The sequence below is a fragment of the Pseudoduganella danionis genome (assembly GCF_009720775.1).
Taxonomy (GTDB): Bacteria; Pseudomonadota; Gammaproteobacteria; order Burkholderiales; family Burkholderiaceae_D; genus Rugamonas; species Rugamonas danionis.
This window is the reverse complement of the sequence record NZ_WNKW01000001.1, coordinates 552,579-574,257: the sequence shown is the minus strand read 5'-3', so window position 1 is coordinate 574,257 and position 21,679 is coordinate 552,579. Positions and strand designations below refer to the sequence as shown.

General features: G+C 55.7%; 11 protein-coding genes. 2 read left to right on the top strand and 9 right to left on the bottom strand.

Annotated elements, in window-relative coordinates:
- Positions 1-16 precede the first annotated feature (16 nt).
- Positions 17-991, top strand: a complete 975-nt coding sequence (locus GM655_RS02505) for a VirK/YbjX family protein (protein ID WP_155433039.1) — start codon at positions 17-19, stop codon at positions 989-991.
- An 18-nt stretch (positions 992-1,009) separates the two neighbouring features.
- Here the strand turns inward: GM655_RS02505 and dnaE are convergent, their stop codons facing one another.
- Complete coding sequence (gene dnaE, locus GM655_RS02500) at positions 1,010-4,561, bottom strand: DNA polymerase III subunit alpha (RefSeq protein WP_155433038.1); 3,552 nt, start codon at positions 4,559-4,561, stop codon at positions 1,010-1,012.
- A gap of 186 nt (positions 4,562-4,747) precedes the next feature.
- On the opposite strand from dnaE, the gene GM655_RS02495 reads away from it, so the two are divergent.
- Positions 4,748-5,635 (top strand): sulfurtransferase, encoded by an 888-nt coding sequence (locus GM655_RS02495; protein ID WP_155433037.1) that lies wholly within the window; start codon positions 4,748-4,750, stop codon positions 5,633-5,635.
- Positions 5,636-5,715: 80 nt separating this feature from the next.
- Here GM655_RS02495 and GM655_RS02490 read toward each other — a convergent pair whose 3' ends face one another.
- The 8 genes from GM655_RS02490 to GM655_RS02455 form a co-directional block, all read right to left on the bottom strand.
- On the bottom strand, positions 5,716-7,731 hold the full coding sequence (locus tag GM655_RS02490) for a reprolysin-like metallopeptidase (RefSeq protein ID WP_196308688.1): 2,016 nt from the start codon (positions 7,729-7,731) through the stop codon (positions 5,716-5,718).
- A gap of 303 nt (positions 7,732-8,034) precedes the next feature.
- The gene (locus tag GM655_RS02485; RefSeq protein ID WP_155433035.1) at positions 8,035-9,129 is read right to left on the bottom strand and encodes an acyltransferase family protein; all 1,095 of its coding nucleotides are present in this window, start codon (positions 9,127-9,129) and stop codon (positions 8,035-8,037) included.
- A 55-nt stretch (positions 9,130-9,184) separates the two neighbouring features.
- Positions 9,185-9,403: a DUF6447 family protein gene (locus GM655_RS02480; protein WP_155433034.1), complete on the bottom strand. Its 219-nt coding sequence runs from the start codon at positions 9,401-9,403 to the stop codon at positions 9,185-9,187.
- 14 nt (positions 9,404-9,417) lie between these two features.
- Entirely contained in the window at positions 9,418-10,761 is a 1,344-nt protein-coding gene (locus GM655_RS02475) for a TolC family outer membrane protein (RefSeq protein ID WP_229632342.1), read from the bottom strand.
- Positions 10,761-12,119, bottom strand: a complete 1,359-nt coding sequence (locus tag GM655_RS02470; protein WP_155433033.1) for an HlyD family type I secretion periplasmic adaptor subunit — start codon at positions 12,117-12,119, stop codon at positions 10,761-10,763. The genes GM655_RS02475 and GM655_RS02470 overlap by 1 nt, the downstream gene beginning before the upstream one ends.
- A 2-nt stretch (positions 12,120-12,121) precedes the next feature.
- Positions 12,122-14,002: a type I secretion system permease/ATPase gene (locus GM655_RS02465; RefSeq protein WP_155433032.1), complete on the bottom strand. Its 1,881-nt coding sequence runs from the start codon at positions 14,000-14,002 to the stop codon at positions 12,122-12,124.
- Positions 14,003-14,356: 354 nt separating this feature from the next.
- Complete coding sequence (locus GM655_RS02460) at positions 14,357-19,603, bottom strand: DUF4214 domain-containing protein (RefSeq protein WP_155433031.1); 5,247 nt, start codon at positions 19,601-19,603, stop codon at positions 14,357-14,359.
- A gap of 504 nt (positions 19,604-20,107) precedes the next feature.
- Positions 20,108-21,565, bottom strand: a complete 1,458-nt coding sequence (locus tag GM655_RS02455) for a FecR family protein (RefSeq protein ID WP_196308687.1) — start codon at positions 21,563-21,565, stop codon at positions 20,108-20,110.
- Positions 21,566-21,679: the final 114 nt, after the last annotated feature.

Sequence of the window (21,679 nt, the reverse complement as noted above, 5' to 3'; positions counted from 1 at the left end):
TAATGAAAGTTTCCGGATGTCCAACACCATCTCTCTTCGCTCCGGCGTGATCGGCTTTCGCGGCCTGAAGCGGCTGCGCGAGTCGCTGAAACTTTCCTTGCGCGGCCTATGGCACCGTGAAGCCACCGGCGCATGGCTGGGCTTGTTGAACTCCCACCCCATGTTTCTCGATCTGGTCAGATCGCGCCCCCGCCTGCTGTACAAAATCTATCGCCCGTATCTGAGCAACACGGCCTGCTGCCGCAGCCGCGTGGATCTGATGCAGCAGCACTATGGCTTCATTTTCCGTCAGGGTTTAGGCCCGCTCACCGTGCGCGCGGCGCGCGCACCGGTCATGCTCGGGCAAATTAGCGGCAAGAGCGGCCTGCCCTACCGCATCCAGCTACGCGCGATCGAACCGATGGAACGCGAAGGCGAGCTGGTATTGCAGTTGCTGCAAGGTGAAATACTGGTATATAGCTGTGCCTTCTCCTTCCTGCAGGGTACGCGCGGCATGCAATTGGGCATAGGCTGCATGCAAGGGCCGAAGGGCGAACAGGGACTGCAACTGATCAAGGACGCCACGCGCGAACTGCATGGCCTGCGTCCGAAAAACCTGATGATCAAGCTACTGAGCCAAATCGGCCATGACTACGGCTGCGTGGAAATGCGGCTGGTGAGCAATGCCAATCGCGTCGTCCAGAGCGCCACCCGCCAGGGCAAGGTGCATGCCGACTACGACGCTCTGTGGCAAGAACTGGAAGCGACGCGCCGCAGCGATGGCGACTACCGCCTGCCGTGCACGGCCATCGCCGCACCGGATCTCGCCGCGATCGCATCGAAAAAACGTTCGGAAGCGCGCAAGCGCCACGAAACCCTGCGCGAACTGGCTCTGCACATCCGCCAGGGTTTGCATGCGCCGCGTTTCGAAGCCGTCAATGGCACGCTAGGCCAGCGCTATCCGACTATGCCAGCCCCGCAACTGCAAGAAGACGAACTGGCACTGGCCTAAAGCGGCCAGCCTCCCGCGCTAGTATTCAATCGCCACTTCGCTCGCGCCTAGCACCTGCTGCAGGGCCAGCTGCAATTCATCCGACGGCGCGACGCGCCAGCCTTCACCAAGCTGCAGCACGCAGCTCACCCCTTGCGGCATGACGCGCAGCGATACGGGCAAGCCGTCGGCCTGACGGTGCGGCGCCAGCAGCTCCGACATCTTGCGCACATCCACTGTAGCCGGCAGGGCCATGCCCAACTGCTTGCCGTAGTTGACGCGCGCCGTGATGATGTCGAACACCCGCTCGGCCGAAATCCGCAAGCCGCCATTGAAGCGGTCTTCCGACACTTTGCCCACTACGGCGAGGAATTCGTCTTCGCGGAACATATGCTTGTTCTCTTCGAACACTTCGCTGTACACGGTGACTTCCACCACCGAGGTTTTGTCGTCCAGCGTGACGATCAGGATCTTGCCGCGCTGGGTCATCTGCGGCCGCACGCCCGTAATCACGCCGCACAGCATGCGCGGTTCGCGCGACGGTTCCAGCTCGGACAGCTTGGTGCGGCAGAAGCGCCGCGCTTCCGGCGCAAACGAATCGAACATATGGCCGGATAGGTAGAAGCCCAGCGCGATTTTTTCTTCGGCCAGCTTCTGACGGTCGGTGAACGGCGCCGTCTTCACGTATTCGGGTGGCGCCACCAGATCGCTATCATCACCGCCAAACAGACTGACCTGATTGGCGGCGCGCGCTTCCTGCTCGGCGCATTCCATCGCAAAGCCGACCGATGCCAGCAGCACGGCGCGATCCACTTGCAGGCAGTCGAACGCGCCCGAGCGAATCAGCGATTCGATGGTGCGGCGGTTGATCTGCTTCTTGTCCACGCGCTTGCAGAAATCAAACAGACTGGTGAACGGGCCACCCGATTTGCGCGCGGCGATAATCGCTTCGATGGCATTCTGGCCCGAACCTTTGACGGCACCCAGACCATAGCGGATATGGGTGACTTTCTTGCCCGTGACGGAAGGCGCCGGACCTTCCGGCGTGAAGCGGTAATCCGAGTGGTTGATATCGGGTGGCAGGATGGTCAGGCCGCAGATGTCGATGGCATCTTCCACCAAAATCTTGACCTTCTCCGTATCGTCCATGGCCAGCGACATATTGGCTGCCATGAAGGCCGCCGGATGGTGCGCCTTCAGATAGGCCGTGTGATAGGACAGCAGTGCATAGGCGGCCGCGTGCGACTTGTTGAAGCCGTAGCCTGCGAACTTTTCCATCAAGTCGAAAATCTCGTCGGCCTTTTCTTCCGACAGGCCATCCTTGGCCGCACCGGCACGGAAGATGGCGCGGTGCTCGGCCATCTCCTCGGCCTTTTTCTTACCCATGGCCCGGCGCAGCATGTCCGCGCCGCCCAGCGAGTAGCCGCCGACGATCTGCGCCATCTGCATCACCTGCTCCTGATACACCATGATGCCGTAGGTTTCGGACAGAATCGATTCGGTGCGCGGATCGGGATAGTCGAACTTCTCGCCGTGCTTACGTTTGCAGAAATCGGGAATCAGGTCCATCGGGCCCGGACGGTACAGCGCCACCAGCGCGATAATGTCCTCGAAGCGGTCGGGCCGTGCATCTTTCAGCATGCCCTGCATACCGCGCGATTCAAGCTGGAACACGGCCACGGTCTTGGCCTTGGTCAGCAGCTCGTAGGATGGGCGGTCGTTCAGCGGCAGCTTGGCCAGATCGAATTCCGCCTCGGCCGGATCGAGGTCCTTGATGTAGCGGACCGCGCGATCGAGAATCGTCAGCGTGGTCAGACCTAAGAAGTCGAACTTCACCAGACCGACGGCTTCCACGTCGTCCTTATCGTACTGCGACACCACGCCGGTATCGCCGGACTGGGTGTACAGCGGGCAGAAGTCGGTCAGCTTGCCCGGCGCGATCAGCACACCACCGGCGTGCATACCGATGTTACGCGTGATGCCTTCCACCTGCTGCGCCAGATCCAGCAACTGCGCCACTTCTTCTTCGTTCTGCTGGCGCTCCTTGAGCATCGGTTCTTCTTCGATCGCATCGGCAATCGAGACGGGCTTGCCCGGCTTGAACGGAATCAGCTTGGACACGCCATCGCAGAAGTTGTAGCCGAAGTCCATCACGCGGCCCACGTCGCGGATCGCACCTTTGGCCGCCATGGTACCGAAGGTGGCGATCTGCGACACCGCATCGCGGCCATACAGATCCTTCACGTGCTGGATCACCAGTTCGCGCTTTTCCTGACAGAAGTCGATATCGAAGTCGGGCATGGAGACCCGCTCAGGATTAAGGAAACGTTCGAACAGCAGATTGTATTTGAGCGGGTCCAGATCGGTAATCTTGAGCGCATATGCCACCAGCGAACCCGCACCCGAACCCCGGCCCGGTCCGATCGGCACGCCGTTATTCTTACCCCACTGGATAAACTCGGCCACGATCAGGAAGTAGCCGGGGAACTTCATCTTGATGATGGTGTTGTTCTCGAACTCCAGCCGCGCTTCGTAGCGCGGACGTTCCTGCTCGCGTTTGACAGGATCGGGGAACAGGTGCAGCAGGCGCTCCTCCAGCCCCTTCTTGGTTTCGGCCACCAGGAATTCGTCGATGGTCATACCCGGCGTCGGGAAATTCGGCAACTGCGGCTTGCCCAGCGTCAGCGTCAGGTTGCAGCGCTTGGCGATTTCCACCGAATTCTGCAAGGCCGCCGGCAGATCAGCAAACAGCTCGCGCATTTCCGCCTGCGACAGGAAGCGCATCTGCTCATTGAACTTGCGCACGCGCTTGCTGTTAGCCAGCAGTTCGCCTTCGGCGATACAGGTACGGGCTTCGTGCGCGATGAATTCATCGGCCGACAGGAACTGCACTGGATGGGTGGCCACCACGGGCAGACCCAACTTGGACGCCAGCGCCACCGAATGGCGCACCTGCGATTCCTGATTAGGCTGGCCGGCGCGCTGGATCTCGATGTAGAAGTGGCCGGGGAAAATAGCAGCCCATTTCTGTGCCAACTGTTCGGCCAGCGCTGGATTGCCGTTTTCAATGGCCATGCCGATGTCGCCGAAATGGGCGCCGGACAGCGCGATCAGGCCATTGGCCTTGGCGTCATTGGGCAGCAGCGGGTAGTCCTGCTGGGTCAGCTCCTGCAGCCACTCGGTACGCAGTTCGGCGCGGCCGCGGTGCTGGTTGGTCAGCCAAGCTTTCGACAGCAGCTCGCACAGCTGCAGATAGCCCATGCGGTTTTTCGCGAACAGCATCAAGCGCGAGGGCTTGTCGCGATTCTCGTCATTGGTGATCCAGCAATCCACGCCAACCACAGGTTTGATACCCTTGCCGCGCGCCGCTTTGTAGAACTTCACCATGCCGAACATATTGGCCAGATCCGTGACGGCCAGCGCCGCCTGCTTGTCCTTGGCCGCCGTACTCACGAGATCGTCGATGCGCACCAGTCCATCGACGATGGAGTATTCGGAGTGCACGCGCAGGTGGACAAAATCCGGCCCCGTAGGCAAAGCTGCCGGGACGGATGCGGCGGGGGTGGCTGCTGGGTCTACTACCATGTTCATATGCTGCTCGTTGCGGGTTCAATATCCGGCTATTTTACCGTGTGGCGCCCCTACTCCGGAAATCAACTGATGTAGTTAAAACCGGCATGCGTTGCGAAAAACACAATGCCGATCAACGGTAAAAAAACCTTGGCGGCCAAGCTTGCGTATAATGTCGGCTCCGAAAAATTTTTGATCTGGATCATCATGCACGCTAATACTGCTTTACAAGCTGAAGCGCATGCTGCCGCAACTGCCGCCGCTGCCGCTCACGTCAATATCGCCGCCTACAAATTCGTTACCTTCGACGATACGGAAGCCAAACGCCCTGAATATCAGGCGATCTGCCAGCGTTTAGGCCTGAAAGGCACGATCCTGCTGACGCCGGAAGGCATCAATATGTTCCTCTCCGGCCCCCGCGCCCACATCGACGAATTCCTCGCGTGGGTGCGTAGCGACGCCCGTTTTGCTGATCTGGAAGTCAAGGAAAGCTATTCGAACGAGCAATCACACAAGCGCATGCTGGTCAAGCTCAAGAAAGAAATCATCACCATGCGCATGCCGCTGATTAAGCCGGAAGATGGCCGTGCGCCCTTCGTCGAAGCGGCCACGCTCAAGCGCTGGCTTGATAACGGCGTGGACGATAAAGGCCAGCCAGTGGTAATGGTGGATACCCGTAACGATTTCGAAGTGGATGTAGGAACGTTTGATAACACGGTCGATTACCGCATCAAGAAATTCACCGAATTCCCGGAAGTGATCGCTGCGCACAAGGAGGATTTCACCGGCAAGACCGTGGTGACTTTCTGTACCGGCGGCATCCGCTGCGAAAAAGCTGCCATCCACATGCAGAACATCGGCTATCAGGATGTGTATCAGCTCGAAGGCGGCATCCTCAAGTATTTTGAAGAAGTGGGTGGTGCGCACTACACGGGCGACTGCTTCGTGTTTGACTACCGTACCGCGCTCAATCCCAAGCTGGAACCGACCGAAACTACCCAGTGCTTCGTGTGCCGCGCCGTGGTCACGCCGCGCCAGCAACTGTCGCCCGAATACGTATTCGAGAAATCCTGCCCGCACTGCTACGGCAAATAGGCTAGGCTGATGCAGCCTCAGCGCTGCATTAGCTTGCGACGGTGGGCAGGGCTCTGCCCACCATGCGCCATGGCCTGCAATTATTTGTAGATCCAGATACCCGTATGGGCTTCAATCAGCTTGCCTTCGGTAGCGAAGTCCAGCATACCATTGGCCTGCGCGTAGTCGGCCAGGGCCGTGCCGCCCTGCGCGGCCAGCGCAGGCGAATAGTAATACCACTTGCCACGCGTGTTATCCCACACCCACAACGAACTGAAGTTGACAGCGCCATCACTCTCATCCAGTGCTTGATGAAACGCTTGCGGCGTTATCGCGCTTCCGATTGCAACCATGTGCCAGCCCGCCCCTATCTGGCGGTATGCGCTGGCTTCAAGCGGCACAGCGGCAGGTATAGGCATGCTGTAGGCTTGCTTGAAATTGACCCAGTAGGCTTGGCCGGCATCGATCGTCGTTAATACATCTGCACCGCGCTCGGCCGCGTATTTTGCCAACGCATCCGCACTCAGTGCCGGCAAATAGATACCCCAACGTGCCGTTGCCGTATTCCAGTGCCAGACTGATTCTGTCTTGCTGGCATCGCCATACAGGCTAGCCACCTGCATTGACGCTAGAGTGCCGTTGCCCAGTAAGTGCCAACCCGCTACCCGAATAGATGCCGGCTTGCCCTGCGGACTTTCCGTACCATATACGCGAAAACTCAGATCCGTATTAGCAGAGAAATTCGCCTGGCCGGCAGGATAAGGATTGTCTAAACTGCCGCGCCAGCGCACTTCATATGTGCCGTCCTCAGCTTCCGGCATAGATAAGCGCAAACGATAAGCTTGCTTAGGCTCGACAGCGACATTAAATGGCAAGCGCACCCAGATCGGCGTTTCGGGAATGTCAGCCGCGATGGTCACCTGAGTACGGGCCAAGGGTTTCCCGTCCAGTGTTTCCAAGACTGCAGTAATTGCAGGCGGGTGTCCCGTTACACTCAAATTCACATCAATGGCTTGGATATAGTTAGTTGCAGGAACTATCTCTTGCCAACCATTAATCCAAGAACCAAATGACTGCTCTATCTGCTGGGTAACTAAAGAGACATTCATCAACAATGTCGCAACGCCACTTACTGATACTCCACTGTTATTGGTCGCCACCAGCCGAAATTGCCGACCATGTGCTGCGGCATCCACGGCAGCGATCGATACATTCGCGCTACGGCTACCCGAAACGGTCAGGCTATCCGCCAAATCTTGCCAGTGCAACCCCAGATCATCAGAAAATTGCCACTGTAATGATGGAAAAACAGAGGCATCTACCCTGGCAGAGAAGGAAGCGCCGTAACCTGGCGCCTTCAACATGACGAGTGGTGCATCGAGCTCGATCACAGGCTTCAAGGGCGCCCCGCGACTTAATTTCTCTGGCCGATATGCGGCCACCAAGGGTGCCATCTCGCGTAAGGTCCGGGCGTTGTTTGCAGCACGACTGAGCCCTTCAGCTGTGCCTGTAGCCACCCCATCATAGTAGAGCCGGGGATTGGAAAACATTTCGATTAGTTCCGGACTGGCTGTAACGCCCGGCGGTAATCCGCCTCCAGACACCATCACATCTGAAAAAACATAGTTCTGGCCAACGCTAATTTGACCATGAGAATAATCCCATCTTCCTAAATTATAGGGATTATCCAGATGATGGCCAGCGCCCAGCACATGTCCCAACTCATGCGCCAAAATACTTATGTCACCGCCAGTTGGGACATTAGAAATCCAGAACCCGAAATCTCGCTCCGAGCTATCCGGTGACATAGGCAACCGCGCCACGCCGCCGCCCCCCTGCCCCAACATCCCCACCACATCGGCTCCTGTTTCTTCGCGCCAAAGCAGTACTTCATCTAAATATCCATCCGCCTTGAGCAACAGGCGGTTTAGGTCAATGTCGCCATTCCCTGACTCCTTGTAGTTCACTGCCCGAATATCAACCAAATTGACTAATACGTCAGCGTCACTGCGGGCATAAGCTGCATTAGCAGACTTAACCATCGCACGAATTTTCGCGGTAACGGCAGCGACGCTACCTTCTTTTGCTAGCACCGCTGGCGTATACACCATCAGCAAGTCAACTCGGGTGGGTACGGCCAACGCCCAGCCAGTACAGCATCCTATCAAAATTGCCACGCAAACTTTAAGCAAAACTAGATGACGCATAATCTGTAACCAAATAGAAGTGTGGGAGCTTTCGCTAAACTAAGCTGAGCTAAGCTGAGCTTGCGGAAATTGTTAAGTAGCAATTTAATTATAACAATTCCATTAGGAAATAAACTCATAGTATCTTGCCTGCCAGCAAAAAAAAACGCATGGAGCATGCAAGAGACATGGCCGAAAACAAGCAGCGAATAAAACATCCACTAAAGAATATGGCTACACCGCAACGTTTCGGGTTCCATAGGAACGCCGCAGGGCGAGGAATGGTTGCTCCACTGCGCTGTAACACAACGTGGACAACAGCCAGGTGACTGCATACGTTGCTATCAGTGCAACCGACGTATTTATCCAGTGATTTGTGGTAATTGCAGGCAAGCCAACATACTGCATCCAGACATGCAGCACACCCATATGCAACAGATAGAAAGAGAAACTGATACGCCCACCTTGCCCCAGCGTACGGTCTAACCAGTTCGGCAACGGACGTTTGTAAGCCACCCACGCCATAATCAAGGTACTCCAGCCGATAGATTCTAGCAGCGACCAGACGATCCAGAACGGCCGGTGCGTATAGGGTTCGAATTTGGCCACATGTGACTGCAGCGCGCTATCGGCAACTACCAGCAGTGCCGCCAGTGGCAACAGCCAGCCCACGTAGCGCTGAATCCAGCCACTGTGGCGCTGATAAAGCACGGCCGCCAGCATGCCGACCAGGAACTGGTCGAAGCGTCCCACCATGGTGCTGAAATACATCAGCGTGCTCTTCTCATTGACGGTATAGGACGCCACCTTAAAGAACAGCATCAGCGCCAGTAACTTCAGCAGATAGCGCGCGCCATATTGCAAAGTGAAGCGGGCCAGAAATGGAAACACCAGATAGAACCAGAATTCGACCGAAATACTCCAGGCCGCTCCTGTGATAGGCGTATAGGAAGTAGGCGCCAATCCCAGATTGGTGGCAAACAGGTAGAGCAGATCCTGCGGAGTAAATTTATCGCGCCCTATCGATAAGGCGACTGCAAAGATGGTCAAGAACAAGGGCAGGATGCGCAGGCAGCGGTTGCGCAGGAATTCCCGATAATCGATCTGCTGCTGATACTGGGCGATCTGCATGAACAGAAAACCAGACAGGGTAAAGAATAAAGCCACCCCGGTATGCCCTTCGCTGATCAACCCCAGCCAGTCATTGGTGATTTGCACACCGCCTTGTCCGCGGTATTCCAGGTAGAAGTGGAACAGAAAAACGATAGTCGCGGCCAGCCAGCGTAACTGATCAAGACGGGGGTTGTACGGAAGATTGGAAGAGTTCATGGACCGGCACGCAATAATTATGAAAAATAATTATACGTGGCGGTCCAGGAAACAACTATTGAAACGAACGGGGCAATGCTTCGCGTAGCGCATTTTCATACGCTATGCGGGCAGTAATGTACACAGCAAGCTGGGCATTCAAGCGAGTAATCTCACCTTCGACAAATTGCAGATTGGTTACCTGGGCCTGTGCTTCGGCACTGAGTTCAGCAACAGGATAACTAACCCCGTTGACTGTGACTTCCAGCTGTTGCTCGATCTTCAATGGATCCATCACGCACTCCTTAATTAACGAAAATACGCGGAAATCTCACGTACGTCGTTCTCGCCCAATGTCCCTGCCGCCGCACGCAATTTAAAGTGTGCAAGAACATAGGTATAGCGCGCTTGCGCTAGATCGCGTTGCGTAGAGCTCAATTGGCGTTGCGCGTCGAGCAACTCCAGATTAATCCGGATGCCACCCTTGATACTCTGCTCCGTTGCCTTGACCAACAAACGCCCCGATTCCACCGCTTTCATCAATGCATCGATCCGCGCAGCACTACTAGTAAGGCTGTCGAAATTCTTGCGCAACTCAAGCAATTGCTTATCCTTTTCCGCTTGCAGATCAGCCAAAGCCTTTTCTTTATTTGCCACAGCTTGTCGCGTCGAAGCATTCACTGCACCACCGGAATACAGGGGAATATTGAGCTGGATGCCGATACTACGGGTAGTCGAATCCTGATTAATGGTGTTAATCGACTCCGACGTATTTTTCCCGTATGTGGCTACCAGATCCATGCGTGGCAAATGGCCTGCACGCGCCTTGTTAATTTCCTGCTGATTAATTTCAACGGCAATCAATTTGGCCTTCAAATCCGGATTGCGCTCCAGCGCTACCCTTTTCCAAGCATCGAAGCTCATCGGCTCACTGACACGTCCGTTAAACTCAGGCGTCAAATGATCGAGCGACTCAACCGGCCCTCCCACGATGGCTTCCAAGGCAAGGCGGGTCGAATACAGATTATCTTGTGCGTCGAGCAGGCCCGCTTCGGCGACATCCAGACGTGCACGCGTTTCCAGCATATCGGTACGCGTGCCTTCCCCCTGAGCGAACAAGCGATCATTCGCCTTCATACGCTCCACATAAGTATCACGCTCCCACTGGGCCAGTGCCAGTTGGTCTTCCTTGAAGAGCAACTCGATATAAGCACTTACCGTGCGCATAATCACTTGCTGCTGCTCGCTCAGAAACACAGCCGAGCTGTAATCGGACTGCAAGCCTCCCTGTTTATAACGCGCCCAAGCGTCCAGGCTAAACAGCGACTGACGCAACTGCACATTGGCCGAGCGGCTAATGTAGTCCTGCTGCGGCTGTGCCTTACTGCCGTAGGTAATATCACTGTGGGCCTTGCTGCCGCTATAGCTCGCAGACAGGCTAGGCAAGAGATTCGAACGACCCAAAATGCGATTTTCCTGGCCGCTTTCGTTGGCATAAACTGCTGCACGATAAGCTGAATCATTGGCAAGCGCGGCGCGGTAAGCCTCTATAAGGCTCAGCGATGCCGCACTAGCAGGCGCACTCAGCAGACTCAGACCGGCACACAGAGCCAGCACTAGCGGAGTGCGCCGAAACATTGAACGCTGCCCCATTACTCCTCCGACATCGATGACTTAGCACGATCAAACACTGGCTTGAGCAGATAGCTCATCATGCTACGTTCGCCCGTTTTCACGAACAACTCGACTGGCATACCAGGACGAATACTCATCTGTTTCGCTTGCATCATTTTGATCCCTTCTGGCAGCACCTTCGCTTGCACACTGTAATAGGGTGTGCCGTTGCGCTCATCCAGCAGACGGTCCGACGAAACCAATTTCACGACGCCTTTAATGTGGGGCGTGGTATTGCTGTTAAAGGCTGAAAACATCAGTTCAACTGGCAGCCCCTCGTGCACTTTATCCACCAGATTAATTGGCAAGCGTCCTTCCACAATCAATTCATCATTGAGCGGCACCACATCCATCATGCGGAAACCCGGCTGCACCACGCCCCCCTCCGTAAAGACCGCCATGCCGATCACAAAGCCATCTACCGGCGATTTCACCTCGACGCTACCCACCGCATACGTCTCAGCAACCTGACGGCTCATCAATGCGCGAGCATCACGCTGCACATCTGAAAGTAGCGTACGTACTTCCTTCTGGTAGTCCTGAGTACGCTGTGCGCGCTTCAAGGTCAACTCAGCAATCTGGCGCTGGCAACGACCAATATTTGCCGCGTCTTCCGCAATGCCGCCTTCAGTCTGGGAATAGCTACGCTCTACGTCCAGCAAACGAGCACGCGCTACATAGCCATCGCGGGCCAGCTCGCGCAAATTACCAACCTGCTCCTTGAGTATGGCTAGTTGCTGTTGTTTAGCTTCCCGTGCTGCTTGCAAACCGGCGATTTGGAACTTCAGCCCGGCAATACTTTCTTCTGCCGCCGCCAGTTCACTCGCCAGTGCCCCTTGGCGCGATGCCAGCAACTGAACTTGTTGCTGCAAATTATCCTGAAAAATGGGTTCCTTCTGATAAGCCGCCATCTCAGCCGTATGTACCAGTGCCGACTTGCCATCACGCTCTGCCAGCAGGCGCGCTTCGGTCGCCAGCAACGCCAACAACTGAGTCTTGGACACTTCGGACTGTGCGGTCACATTCACCGCATTCATCCGCACCAAGACTTGCCCCTTCTTAACCTGCTCGCCTTCCTTAACCAGGATACGTTCAACGGTTCCGCCTAACTGGTATTGGATGGCTTTGCGGTTTCCTTCCTTAGCCACATTGCCGGACATCGGCACCCCTTTATCGAGTGGGGCAAAAATTGCCCAGATCAGGAAGCCCAGTACACCAAACACTATGATCAACCAGCCTATGCGGCTGTAGGCACTGGGATCAACATTGACCGTCTGTGGACTTACTTCATGCGCGGTAACATCTGTCGCCAACGCCTTGGTATCAATCAGTTTCATATTTACTCCTGTTCCTTGGTCACTGCGCCGGCAGCGGCTGCCGCTTGTGCCGCCTGTTGTTGCGCCGCCTGCTGTGCTGCGGCTTGGGCTGCTTGCTGCTGAGCTGCGACCTGAGCTGCTTGCTGCTGAGCCGCTACTTGAGCCGCCTGCTGCTGGGCTGCCGCCTGTGCCGCTTGCTGTTGTGCCAAAGCGTTTTTCTGTGAGTTTTGTTGAAGTGCAGCCAGCACCTGATCCGTCGGTCCAAACATCTCCAAGTTACCATCTCGCAGTAACAGCAATTTATTAGTCGCGCTTATCGCGTTCATGCGATGGGTAATCAACACGATCGTTTTGCCGTTCTGACGTAAATCCGTCACTGCACGGACTAATGCTTGCTCACCAACATCATCCAAATTGGAGTTCGGTTCATCCAGCACGATCAGCGACGGGTCACCGTACATTGCACGGGCCAAGCCCAGGCGTTGACGCTGACCACCCGAAAGGCCGGCACCGCCATCGCGCAACTTGGTATCGTAACCTTCTGGCATATGCAGGATCATGTCATGTACGCCTGCCCGTTTGGCAGCCAATACAACTTGTTCAGGATCTGCTTCGCCAAAGCGCGCAATGTTTTCTGCAATAGTGCCCCCAAACAACTCGATATCTTGCGGCAGATAACCAATGTTCGGACCCAATTCCGATTTGTTCCAACTGAAAATATCAGCGCCATCGAGACGCACTTTACCGCTGGCGGCAGGCCAGATACCCACCAGTAAGCGCGCCAGGGTAGATTTACCGGAGCCGCTAGGGCCAATCACGCCCATGACATCGCCGGGTTGAATAGCAAAGTTCAGATTTTTCAACAAAGGAGTACGTACGCCTGGCGGCGAAGCAATCACGTTCTCGACGGAAACCTGTCCCAAAGGTTTAGGCAGCGGCATGCCGCTTTCACGAGCAGGATTCTCTTCCAACAAAGTCGTCAGGCGGGCATAAGCACTACGGGTGCTACTCAGCGATTTCCAAACGGCAATAACTTGCTGAACCGGTGCCAGTGCGCGCCCCAACAGAATAGACGCTGCAATCATCATACCGGAGGTAATTTTCCCATCCAGAACCAGTAAAGCACCAAAGCCCAATACCAGCGATTGCAAGGAAACCTGGACAAATTTGGTAGCAGCACCGATCAGGCCTGCTTTTTCGCTCGCTTCAGCCTGCAGATGCAGAAACTTTCCGTGTAACTTGAACCACCGCCCCATCAAATTAGGCAACATGCCCATCGATTCGATCACTTCAGCGTTACGCAGATTGTTCGTGGCTAAACCATTAGATACGATTGCCATCTGGTTGGCTTCCGCCAGCGGCTTCTTGGTGACTCGTTCATTCACAACGGCCAGCACAACTAACAAGGTGGTGCCACATACAGCAAACACGCCCAACATCGGTTCAAAGAGGAAGATCACCAGCAGATAGATCGGGAACCAAGGCGCATCAAAGAAAGCGAACAAAGCGTTACCCGTCAGGAATTGGCGCAGCGCTGTCAGATCTTGCAATGCTTGACCAGCGTTGCCACCAGCTTGTTTGAGATTCTGTTCAAATGCCGCGGTGTACACGCGACGGTTCAACTGCATGTCGAATTTCGCACCGAGTCTTACCAGTACAAAACTACGAATGAGCTCCAGCCCGCCCATCAGTATGTAAGCGCCGAGTATCAGCAAGGTGAGCATTGCCAATGTAATTTCGTTGCGGCTTTGCAGTACCCGGTCATAGATCTGCAGCATGTAGAGCGATGGTGCCAACATCAACAAATTGATGATCGCGCTGAAAGCGCCTACGGTATAGAAGGCACTTTTAAAACTGAGCAAGACTTGCTCAATTTCATTTTTCTTATTGAATAATGGTTTCATAGGATCAGACTGTCGAACAATCACGAGAGAGCGTCAGGATAGAACGCGACATGCGCACTCCCTGGCGACCAACTGCACTGCATAAATAGCCGCCGCACAATTATCTAAAGACGACACATTATCGCCTATATTCCTACGAATATGTGATTTGCGTCACAAATTTTTACTCTCTTATTGTGAAAAGTTACCGATAATGCATTAAATCTCAGCAAAGTAGCACTTACAGGATTGCAGTCGCATCAGTTGTATGGCGCACATTAACAATAAAAAAACCCCTGCAACCGAAGTTGCAGGGGTTTTGCAGGTCTTCACCTTAAGCACCTACCCGGAGGCAGGTACTTATCTCCGAAGAGATTAGGCGATTTCCAGAGTACCGTTCGTCTGATTGTACGATGCGGTCGACAGATCCACCAGACCAACGATCTGGATGATCAGGTCGGTGCCGTTCACGAAGTCGTTCACCGTAGTGTTGCCCGATTGAACGATGTAGGTGTTACCACCGAACTGGAACCAAGCAGCATCGTTACCATCAGTACCCAATGCATTAACTGCAGCATTAGCGTAATCCTGGAACACTGCCGTGGAGCCAGCCAGAGTGATAGCGCTCTTCGTGAACACAACCGTACCAGAGTTGCCAAGACTGATCACGTCGCCCGAAGCCAGGTCGGTGATGGTCGAGTAGCTGTTCACGTTGGTAGGAGCAACAAACTTGAAGGTGTCTTTACCAGCGCCACCGGTCAGGGTGGTCAGGTTAGCACCAGTCAGGGTGTCGTTGCCAGCGCCGCCCAGCAGGACGTCGCCGCTGCCCGAAGCGGTCAGGATATCGGCAGCAGAACCGCCAGTAACGGTCATAGCTGCGGTACCAGTTGCGGTCAGGGTCAGCTTACCGGTGAAGGTACCAGCATCAACCTTGGTAACGCCCAGTGCACCTGCCAGATCCAGAGTCAGGTTCGATTCGCCCGACACGTTCACGGTTGCAGCTGCGCTGTCTGCCAGAGCCAGGGTGGTGTTGCTGATGGTTGCAGCACCGCTAGCGTTCACTGGGGTGATGTCGCTAGCTTTAATGCTGATGGTTTCAACACCAGCCACAGCAACAGTACCGAAGTTCAGGTCAGCAGCATCAACCTTGGTCACGATATTGAAGCTATCAGCGGAGCCAGTAGCATCATTCATGGTTACCGTAGCACCAACACCTGCGCCGGTCAGTTCCAGCGTACCAGCATTAGCCATGTGGGTCAGCGTCAGTTGCGACGAAGTGGTAGCTTCAACGCCCGATACAGTACCGGAGCCAGTGATGGTCAGGCCACTGATCGTGGTCGCGCCACCGTTTGCACTGGTGAAGGTCAGAACACCACCAGCATTCGTCACGTTGTAACCTGCACCAACGGCGGTGTCCAGAGCTGCAGCGATCGCGGTTGCGGTAGCAGCAGCACCCAGAGCGGCGGTGGTGTAGGTCGTACCATTGATAGTGATCGAAGCCGTATCAGCCGCGCCAGTTGCAGTACCAGCGGTCAGGGTCAGGGTCTTGACCTGTGCCACGTCAGCAGTACCAGCCGAGATGACATAGCTGATGTCATCAACGTTAGCCAGATTGATGGTGTTGCTTGCAGTGGTTGCAACTTGCTGAACACTGAATTTCTCGAAACCATCGATGAAGGTTTCGAACACAGTAGCAGCCGATGCAGTTGCTGCGTCAGCAGCAGTCATCACCAGGGTGTCGGTGCCGGTGCCGCCCGAAACGTTGGCGGTCAACGACGAAACGCCGCTTGCCAGAGTCACGATGTCGTCACCTGCGCCGGTGCTGATTGCCTTGGTTACGGCAGCGCCTGCTTTGGTGGTTACGCTGTCAACACCTGCGCCGCCGGTGTAGGTCGCTTTGGAAGCGTCTACAGTTGCGGTCACGGCGCCGGTGGTGCCGGTGGTGGTAACGGAAGTAACGTTGGCACCGCTTGCGTCAATGGTCAGACCTGCGGAGCCGGTCACAGCCACCGTTTTCAGTGCGGTCAGCGTGGAACCAGTCAGATCCAGCGCTTTGGTACCGGTCACGGTCAGTGCTTCGACAGCAGCAGCGCTCAGAGCGAAGGCCGAATCGTCACCAGTGGTGGTTACGTTCAGAGTCTTCAGGCTAGCAGCGCCGGACAGATCAACGGTGTTGTTAACCGTGTTGACGGTCAGGGCCAGAGTAGCGACCGAGGTGTCAATGGTTGCAGTACCAGCCGAGTTTGCCAGCGACAGCGAAGTCAGAGCGTTCAGGTCGTTGGCGCTGGTATCACCCAGGTCAGCCGAGCTATAGCCATTGACGGTCAGGCTGGTGATAGCAGCAGCAGCAACGTCGTCTACACGCACAGCACCGTAGGTGACGGTGTTGGCCGACACTACTTTAGCAACAGCTGCCGAACCTGCAACAACGGTCTCGGTTGGATCAACGGTACCAGCGGTCAGGCTCAGGGCTTCGGATTCATCTTTAGCCGTGAACACAACTACTGCACCGCTGGCTGCGCCACTGGTGAAGTTAGCGCTCAGAGCGCCGGTGAATACGCCATTGGCAACTTTACCGCCGACGGTCTGGGTGTCGGAAGCGGTCAGGTTCGAGAATGCCTGTGCAACTTCAGCAGCAGTCAGAGCTTTGCTTGCGGTGAAGGTCAGGCCATCAACCGTGGTGCTTTCGCCGCTAGCCAGTGCCAGGAAGGTCACAGTGTGCAGTTCTTTAACTACTGCAACTGCTGGCTTGGTGAACTCGGTTTCAGCGTAGTTCTGGTTGATGGTCACGGTGGTGGTTTTGCCATCGCCGTTGACGCGCACATCACCAAAGGTGTGTGCCGCACCTGCCAGCTGGTCGGCTGCAGTGATGGTCATGTTCGAGTTCACAGTCACGGTTTTGCCGCCGCTGACAGTGATGTCACCTTGATCCAGGGTAGCCGTGCCGTCGCCATTCAGTGCGCTGGTTACGGAAACAGCACCAGTTGGTTTGGTGGTTGCGCCGATGGTGATAGCACCGTTATCCACGGTCGAAGTGGTGTTCACGGTTACGGTCGAGCCACCGTCGATATCAACAGCATTAGCGCCAAACTTGTTGGAAGTGAAGCTCACTGCGCCGGTAGCACCGCTCAGTTTGACAGCTGCGCCTTGAGCAGCCAGCGTAACGGTCTGCGATGCACCGCCAACGATTTCCACACCGCCGGTAACGTTGCTCAGGGTAACTGCGGTGCCCGACGCGACTTTAAAGTCAGCTTCAGTACCGGAGGTAATGCTCAGAGCGGTTACGCCTGCGAACGCGGTCGACAGATCCAGAGCGCCCACGCCGTTGGCGGCGAAGGTACCAACCTTAGCAGCAGCAGCGATGCTGACATTCTCGATGTTGGTAACGGTTGCACCTGCAGGAATGGCTACGTCGGTGATTGCGCTGATTTTCAGCGTGTCAACACCAGCGCCACCATCGATCGAGTCGAGTGCCGTGAAGGTCTGAACAGCACCAGCGGTAGCATCGATCACTGCTTTGATGGTGTCTGCACCAGCGCCGCCCAAGATTTCGTCAACGCCTGCGGTCAGCGTGAAGTTTTTAGCGACGAAATTATCTGGTTTTGCATCAGCAGCAGCTTTGTCAGCAACAGCAGCCGTAACGGCAGCAGCAGCGTCGGAAGCCAGCTTAGCAGCAGCAACTTTAGCAGCAGCAGCAGCGTCGTCGTCGGTGGTGGTTTTGGTTGCAGCAGCAGCGGTAGCGTAAGCAGCAGCAGCAGCAACAGCAGCAGCAGCCGAAACAACAGCTTTATCAGCAGCAGCTTTTTCGGTAACGGTCAGTGCGATTGCAGCGTTCGCCGAATCCAGCGAGTTCACAGCAGCGATTGCAGCTTTTGCAGTGTTCGCAGCGGTGGTAGCGTCAGCAGCGTCAGCAGCAGCAGCAGCAGCAGCGGTGGTGTAGTCATTAGCAGCAGCAGTTGCTTTAACAACAGCAGCAGCGTCAGCAGCAGCAGCAGCAGCAGCAGCGGCAGCGGCTTCAGCAGCAGCTACAGCCTTGTCAGCAACCAGCTTAGCAGCAGCAGCGTCCGAAACGGCTTTAGCAGCAGCGGTCTCAGCAGCAGCAGCAGCAGCGTCATCAGCGGTTGGCTTGGTAGCAGCAGCAGCGGCTACAGCGGCGTCAGCAGCGGTTTTAGCAGCAGCAGCAGCGGTGGTTGCGGTAGCAGCAGCAGCAACAGCAGCGGTGGTAGCAGGAGCTACGGCAGCACTTGCGGTTACAGCAGCAGCGTCGTCAGCTTTAGCAGCAGCAGCAGCGTCAGCAGCGGTTTTTGCAGCAGCGGCAGCGGTGGTAGCAGCGGTAGCAGCATCAGCAGCAGCAGCTTGATCGATCAGCAGTTGACCGTTAGCAGCGTTCACAGCAGCAACGTCGCCAGCTTTGATAGCAGCAGCCAGGTTAGCTTTGTCAGTTACTACGGCGGCGTCAGCGAGAACTTTTGCATCAGCAGCAGCTTTCGATGCGTCGGCAGCAGTGCTAGCAGCGGTTGCCAGAGCAGCAGCGTCGGTCTTAGCAGCCAGAGCAGCAGCAGCAGCGTCAGCAGCAACAGCAGCGGTCAGGTTGGCGGCGGCGGTGGTAGCAGCAGCAGCAGCGGTGGTAGCAGCGGTTACGGCGGTTGCAGCAGCAGCAGCAGCCGAGATCGAAGCAGCCGAAGCGGTTGCAGCGGTTTGAGCAGCGGTAACGTCAGCAGCAGCGGTGCTTACTGCGGTGTTAGCAGCGGCAGCGGCAGCAGCAGCGTCAGCAACAGCTTTAGCAGCAGCGGCGTCGTCAGTGGTGGTTTTGGTTGCAGCAGCAGCGGTTGCGTACGAAGCAGCAGCAGCCGAAACAGCAGCAGCAGCAGCTTTAGCAGCGTTAGCAGCGGTTACTTCTGCAGCGGCAGCGTCAGCAGCGGTCTTAGCAGCGGCTGGCGAATCTACAGCAGCGATAGCAGCAGCAGCGGTGCTTGCAGCGGTTGCAGCAGCAGCGGCAGCGGCGGTCGAGGTTGCAACAGCGGTTGCCAGAGCGGCAGCAGCGTTGTTAGCAACGATGGTAGCAGCAGCGTCAGCGTCGCTGGTTGCCAGAACTTGCTGTTCCAGAGCAGCCAGAGCAGCTGGGGCGGTTGCGGCAGCCAGGGTTGCTGCGTCGGTTACGCTGGCGATGTAGTCTTTTGCCAGTTTGTTAGCAGCGTCGCCGGTGTAAGCGCCTACGCCACCTGGGAAGTTCGAGATAGCGGTGGTGAACGAGGTCGCTGCGCTTACTTTCGAAGCGTAAGCAACTGCGTCGGCGCCTTGTGCGCCAGCAGCGATCGAGGTAACAGCGCTGCTCAGGGTGACTGCACCGCTGTTGATCTGGTTAACCCAGAATACCAGGCCAGCGTTGTCTGCAGGGTGGCCGAACAGGTTCTGGTATACCTTAGCGATGATCTGGGTATTGTTCATACCAGCGAAGACATCGGTGTATTCCTTCGAGGATGCAAACGATGCTGCAACCTGAGCCTGGGTTACTACGCCCTTGGTCAGTGCGTCTTCCCAGTATGCCAGACCGATAGGGTCCGCTGGGCGGTTGTAGTAGGCCACGTACAGTTTTTGAAGTGCTTCGGTGTAAATACCCATTTAGTGCTCCTAATGGAAAATATGATTAAAGTTAAAACTTGCAGTAACGTGACCGCCATCTGCAACCTAACGTTCCGAATAATGTCAGAAGGTACTGACCCTTTTATGTGACGATCATCACAAAAAGGAACAATATCTTCCGAATTTTAATGATTTATTCACTAACATTCGTTCGGCGGCCCATTATCTGGGAAGTTTGAGGCTAACGCAAGCACTCACTCGCCCCTGCCAGAGCTACCGTTTTACCTAGGAGACACGTGGCAGAATCAGGCTGACAGCAGGTATTGCAGCGCAACAGATGGGGGCGTCTAAATTACTCTCAATCAATTGCAATAATTTGTAACTATACGTCGCCACATTGCCGTATGTTGCAGAACAGCATCAAGCTCAAGTCCGCATTGCTAGAGAGCGTGGCTTGATCCAGATGCTGGTATTAAATGAAACAGCCGCCCTGCTTGCACAGTGCGGCTGCCTGATATTGAGCGACGAACTGCCGCTGTTGCCTTATTTCACCGCTGACTTACCCCATTGGGTTGCGCCATACACGGTACGGTCACTGCCCAGACGAGTATTAAATAGATAAGCCGCCGTGCCGCCATTCTCAGAACTGAGCACACCATCAACCCACATATTAGTCGTAGTTGGATTAAGGAAGCGGTTCTCGCCGGAGAAGCGACCATCGGCGACCACCTGACCACGGGCTTTCAATTCCACCCGTTCAGTATTACTGACCAGATCAAAGCTGGTGGCGAAAGTGCGATTATCGAAATTAAAATTCAATAAACCATTTTCCAGCTTGGCTGCCGTGGTAGGCACAATAATATTATCGTTATGGATATACGCTTCGCTATTCTGCAAAGTGAAACCCACCGAGCCGCGCTCCGGCACCACATATTCCTTGCCCTCAGTACGGAACAAAGCAAAGTCAGCATTCTGGGCGATCAGAGTGGATTTCCGGTTCAGCTCGCCGACGAAGTCCACCACCACGGCCTGATTAATAACTGGCTGCCAGCGCCCCCACACAATCTTGCTTGCGGGCACATCCGGCACCACCACGGGTGGCGTCACTTCGACTGGCGGCGGCGTTACCACCGGCACCTCCACCACTGGGGGTACCACCACCACCGGCGGCGTCACCACTACCGGGGGGGTTACCACCGCAGGCGGAGGAGTGGTTTCCTGATTCTTGCCACCGTTCTGGCCAGTTCCGCTCGCTGCTGCATTGTTAACTGCCTGCTGGAACGATGCATTCTTTTGCGGATCGAGACTGATAGGCGCCGCACTATTATTATTAGCCACCGGTTTGCCGCTAGGCTCGTCCACGCGCGGTGGCGCAATCACATCTGGTGTCAGGCTAGACTCTTGCAACAACTGGGGCGCTGCCTGGCCGCGACGAATCTGCAGCAACTGGCCTTTTTGCGCTGCCGACAGATCGCGGCTCATATCCCCCTCGCATGGACCACGCCCTTCGGGGTGGCAACCTTCGCCGAAACCGCTAATCGTGATACGACCCGTCAGCACGGTCACGCGCGAGGTTTCATGATCGGTGAAAACAGTAAAGTCGGTCCCGCGTACGCCGATGGCAGCCACGGGCGTATTGAAGCGGAAGTTCTGGCGCGCCTGCTTAACGGCATCACCCGACTGGCTGCGCGCCACGCCGCGCAACAATTCCAGTTTAACTACCGTATTCGCTGGATTCACACGATCCACGTGATAGGTAGCGATGCGCGCTTCCGATTTGGGCCGCACGATGAACAGACCACCATCGATGGTCTTGATATATATATAGCCATCACCACCCGTACTGATCAACTCACCTTCATTGACCGGGCTGTTGAGTACGGCTGGGCGTGCAGCGATATTGACCTGTCCAGCCACAAAAATAATGGTACCGGCGACATCTGCCCGAGCCAGCGGCAACGCCAGCGCGAGAATGGCCGTAGCGAGTAATTGACGCAACATGATATTCCCCTTTTCCATCATTATCGTGCGCACAGAATAAACTTCCGTGACAGCTATCACATTTTACTGAATTCAAGTTGGACTACCGCTGAACTTACACTTTGTAGCAAAAAC

Bases quoted from the DNA above. Each gene is read 5' to 3' on its own strand.
- GM655_RS02465 (WP_155433032.1), bottom strand. From the start codon at position 14,002: ATGAAACCATTATTCAATAAGAAAAATGAAATTGAGCAAGTCTTGCTC.
- GM655_RS02460 (WP_155433031.1), bottom strand. From the start codon at position 19,603: ATGGGTATTTACACCGAAGCACTTCAAAAACTGTACGTGGCCTACTAC.
- GM655_RS02485 (WP_155433035.1), bottom strand. From the start codon at position 9,129: ATGAACTCTTCCAATCTTCCGTACAACCCCCGTCTTGATCAGTTACGC.
- GM655_RS02475 (WP_229632342.1), bottom strand. From the start codon at position 10,761: ATGGGGCAGCGTTCAATGTTTCGGCGCACTCCGCTAGTGCTGGCTCTG.
- GM655_RS02480 (WP_155433034.1), bottom strand. From the start codon at position 9,403: ATGGATCCATTGAAGATCGAGCAACAGCTGGAAGTCACAGTCAACGGG.
- GM655_RS02505 (WP_155433039.1), top strand. From the start codon at position 17: ATGTCCAACACCATCTCTCTTCGCTCCGGCGTGATCGGCTTTCGCGGC.
- dnaE (WP_155433038.1), bottom strand. From the start codon at position 4,561: ATGAACATGGTAGTAGACCCAGCAGCCACCCCCGCCGCATCCGTCCCG.
- GM655_RS02455 (WP_196308687.1), bottom strand. From the start codon at position 21,565: ATGTTGCGTCAATTACTCGCTACGGCCATTCTCGCGCTGGCGTTGCCG.
- GM655_RS02470 (WP_155433033.1), bottom strand. From the start codon at position 12,119: ATGAAACTGATTGATACCAAGGCGTTGGCGACAGATGTTACCGCGCAT.
- GM655_RS02495 (WP_155433037.1), top strand. From the start codon at position 4,748: ATGCACGCTAATACTGCTTTACAAGCTGAAGCGCATGCTGCCGCAACT.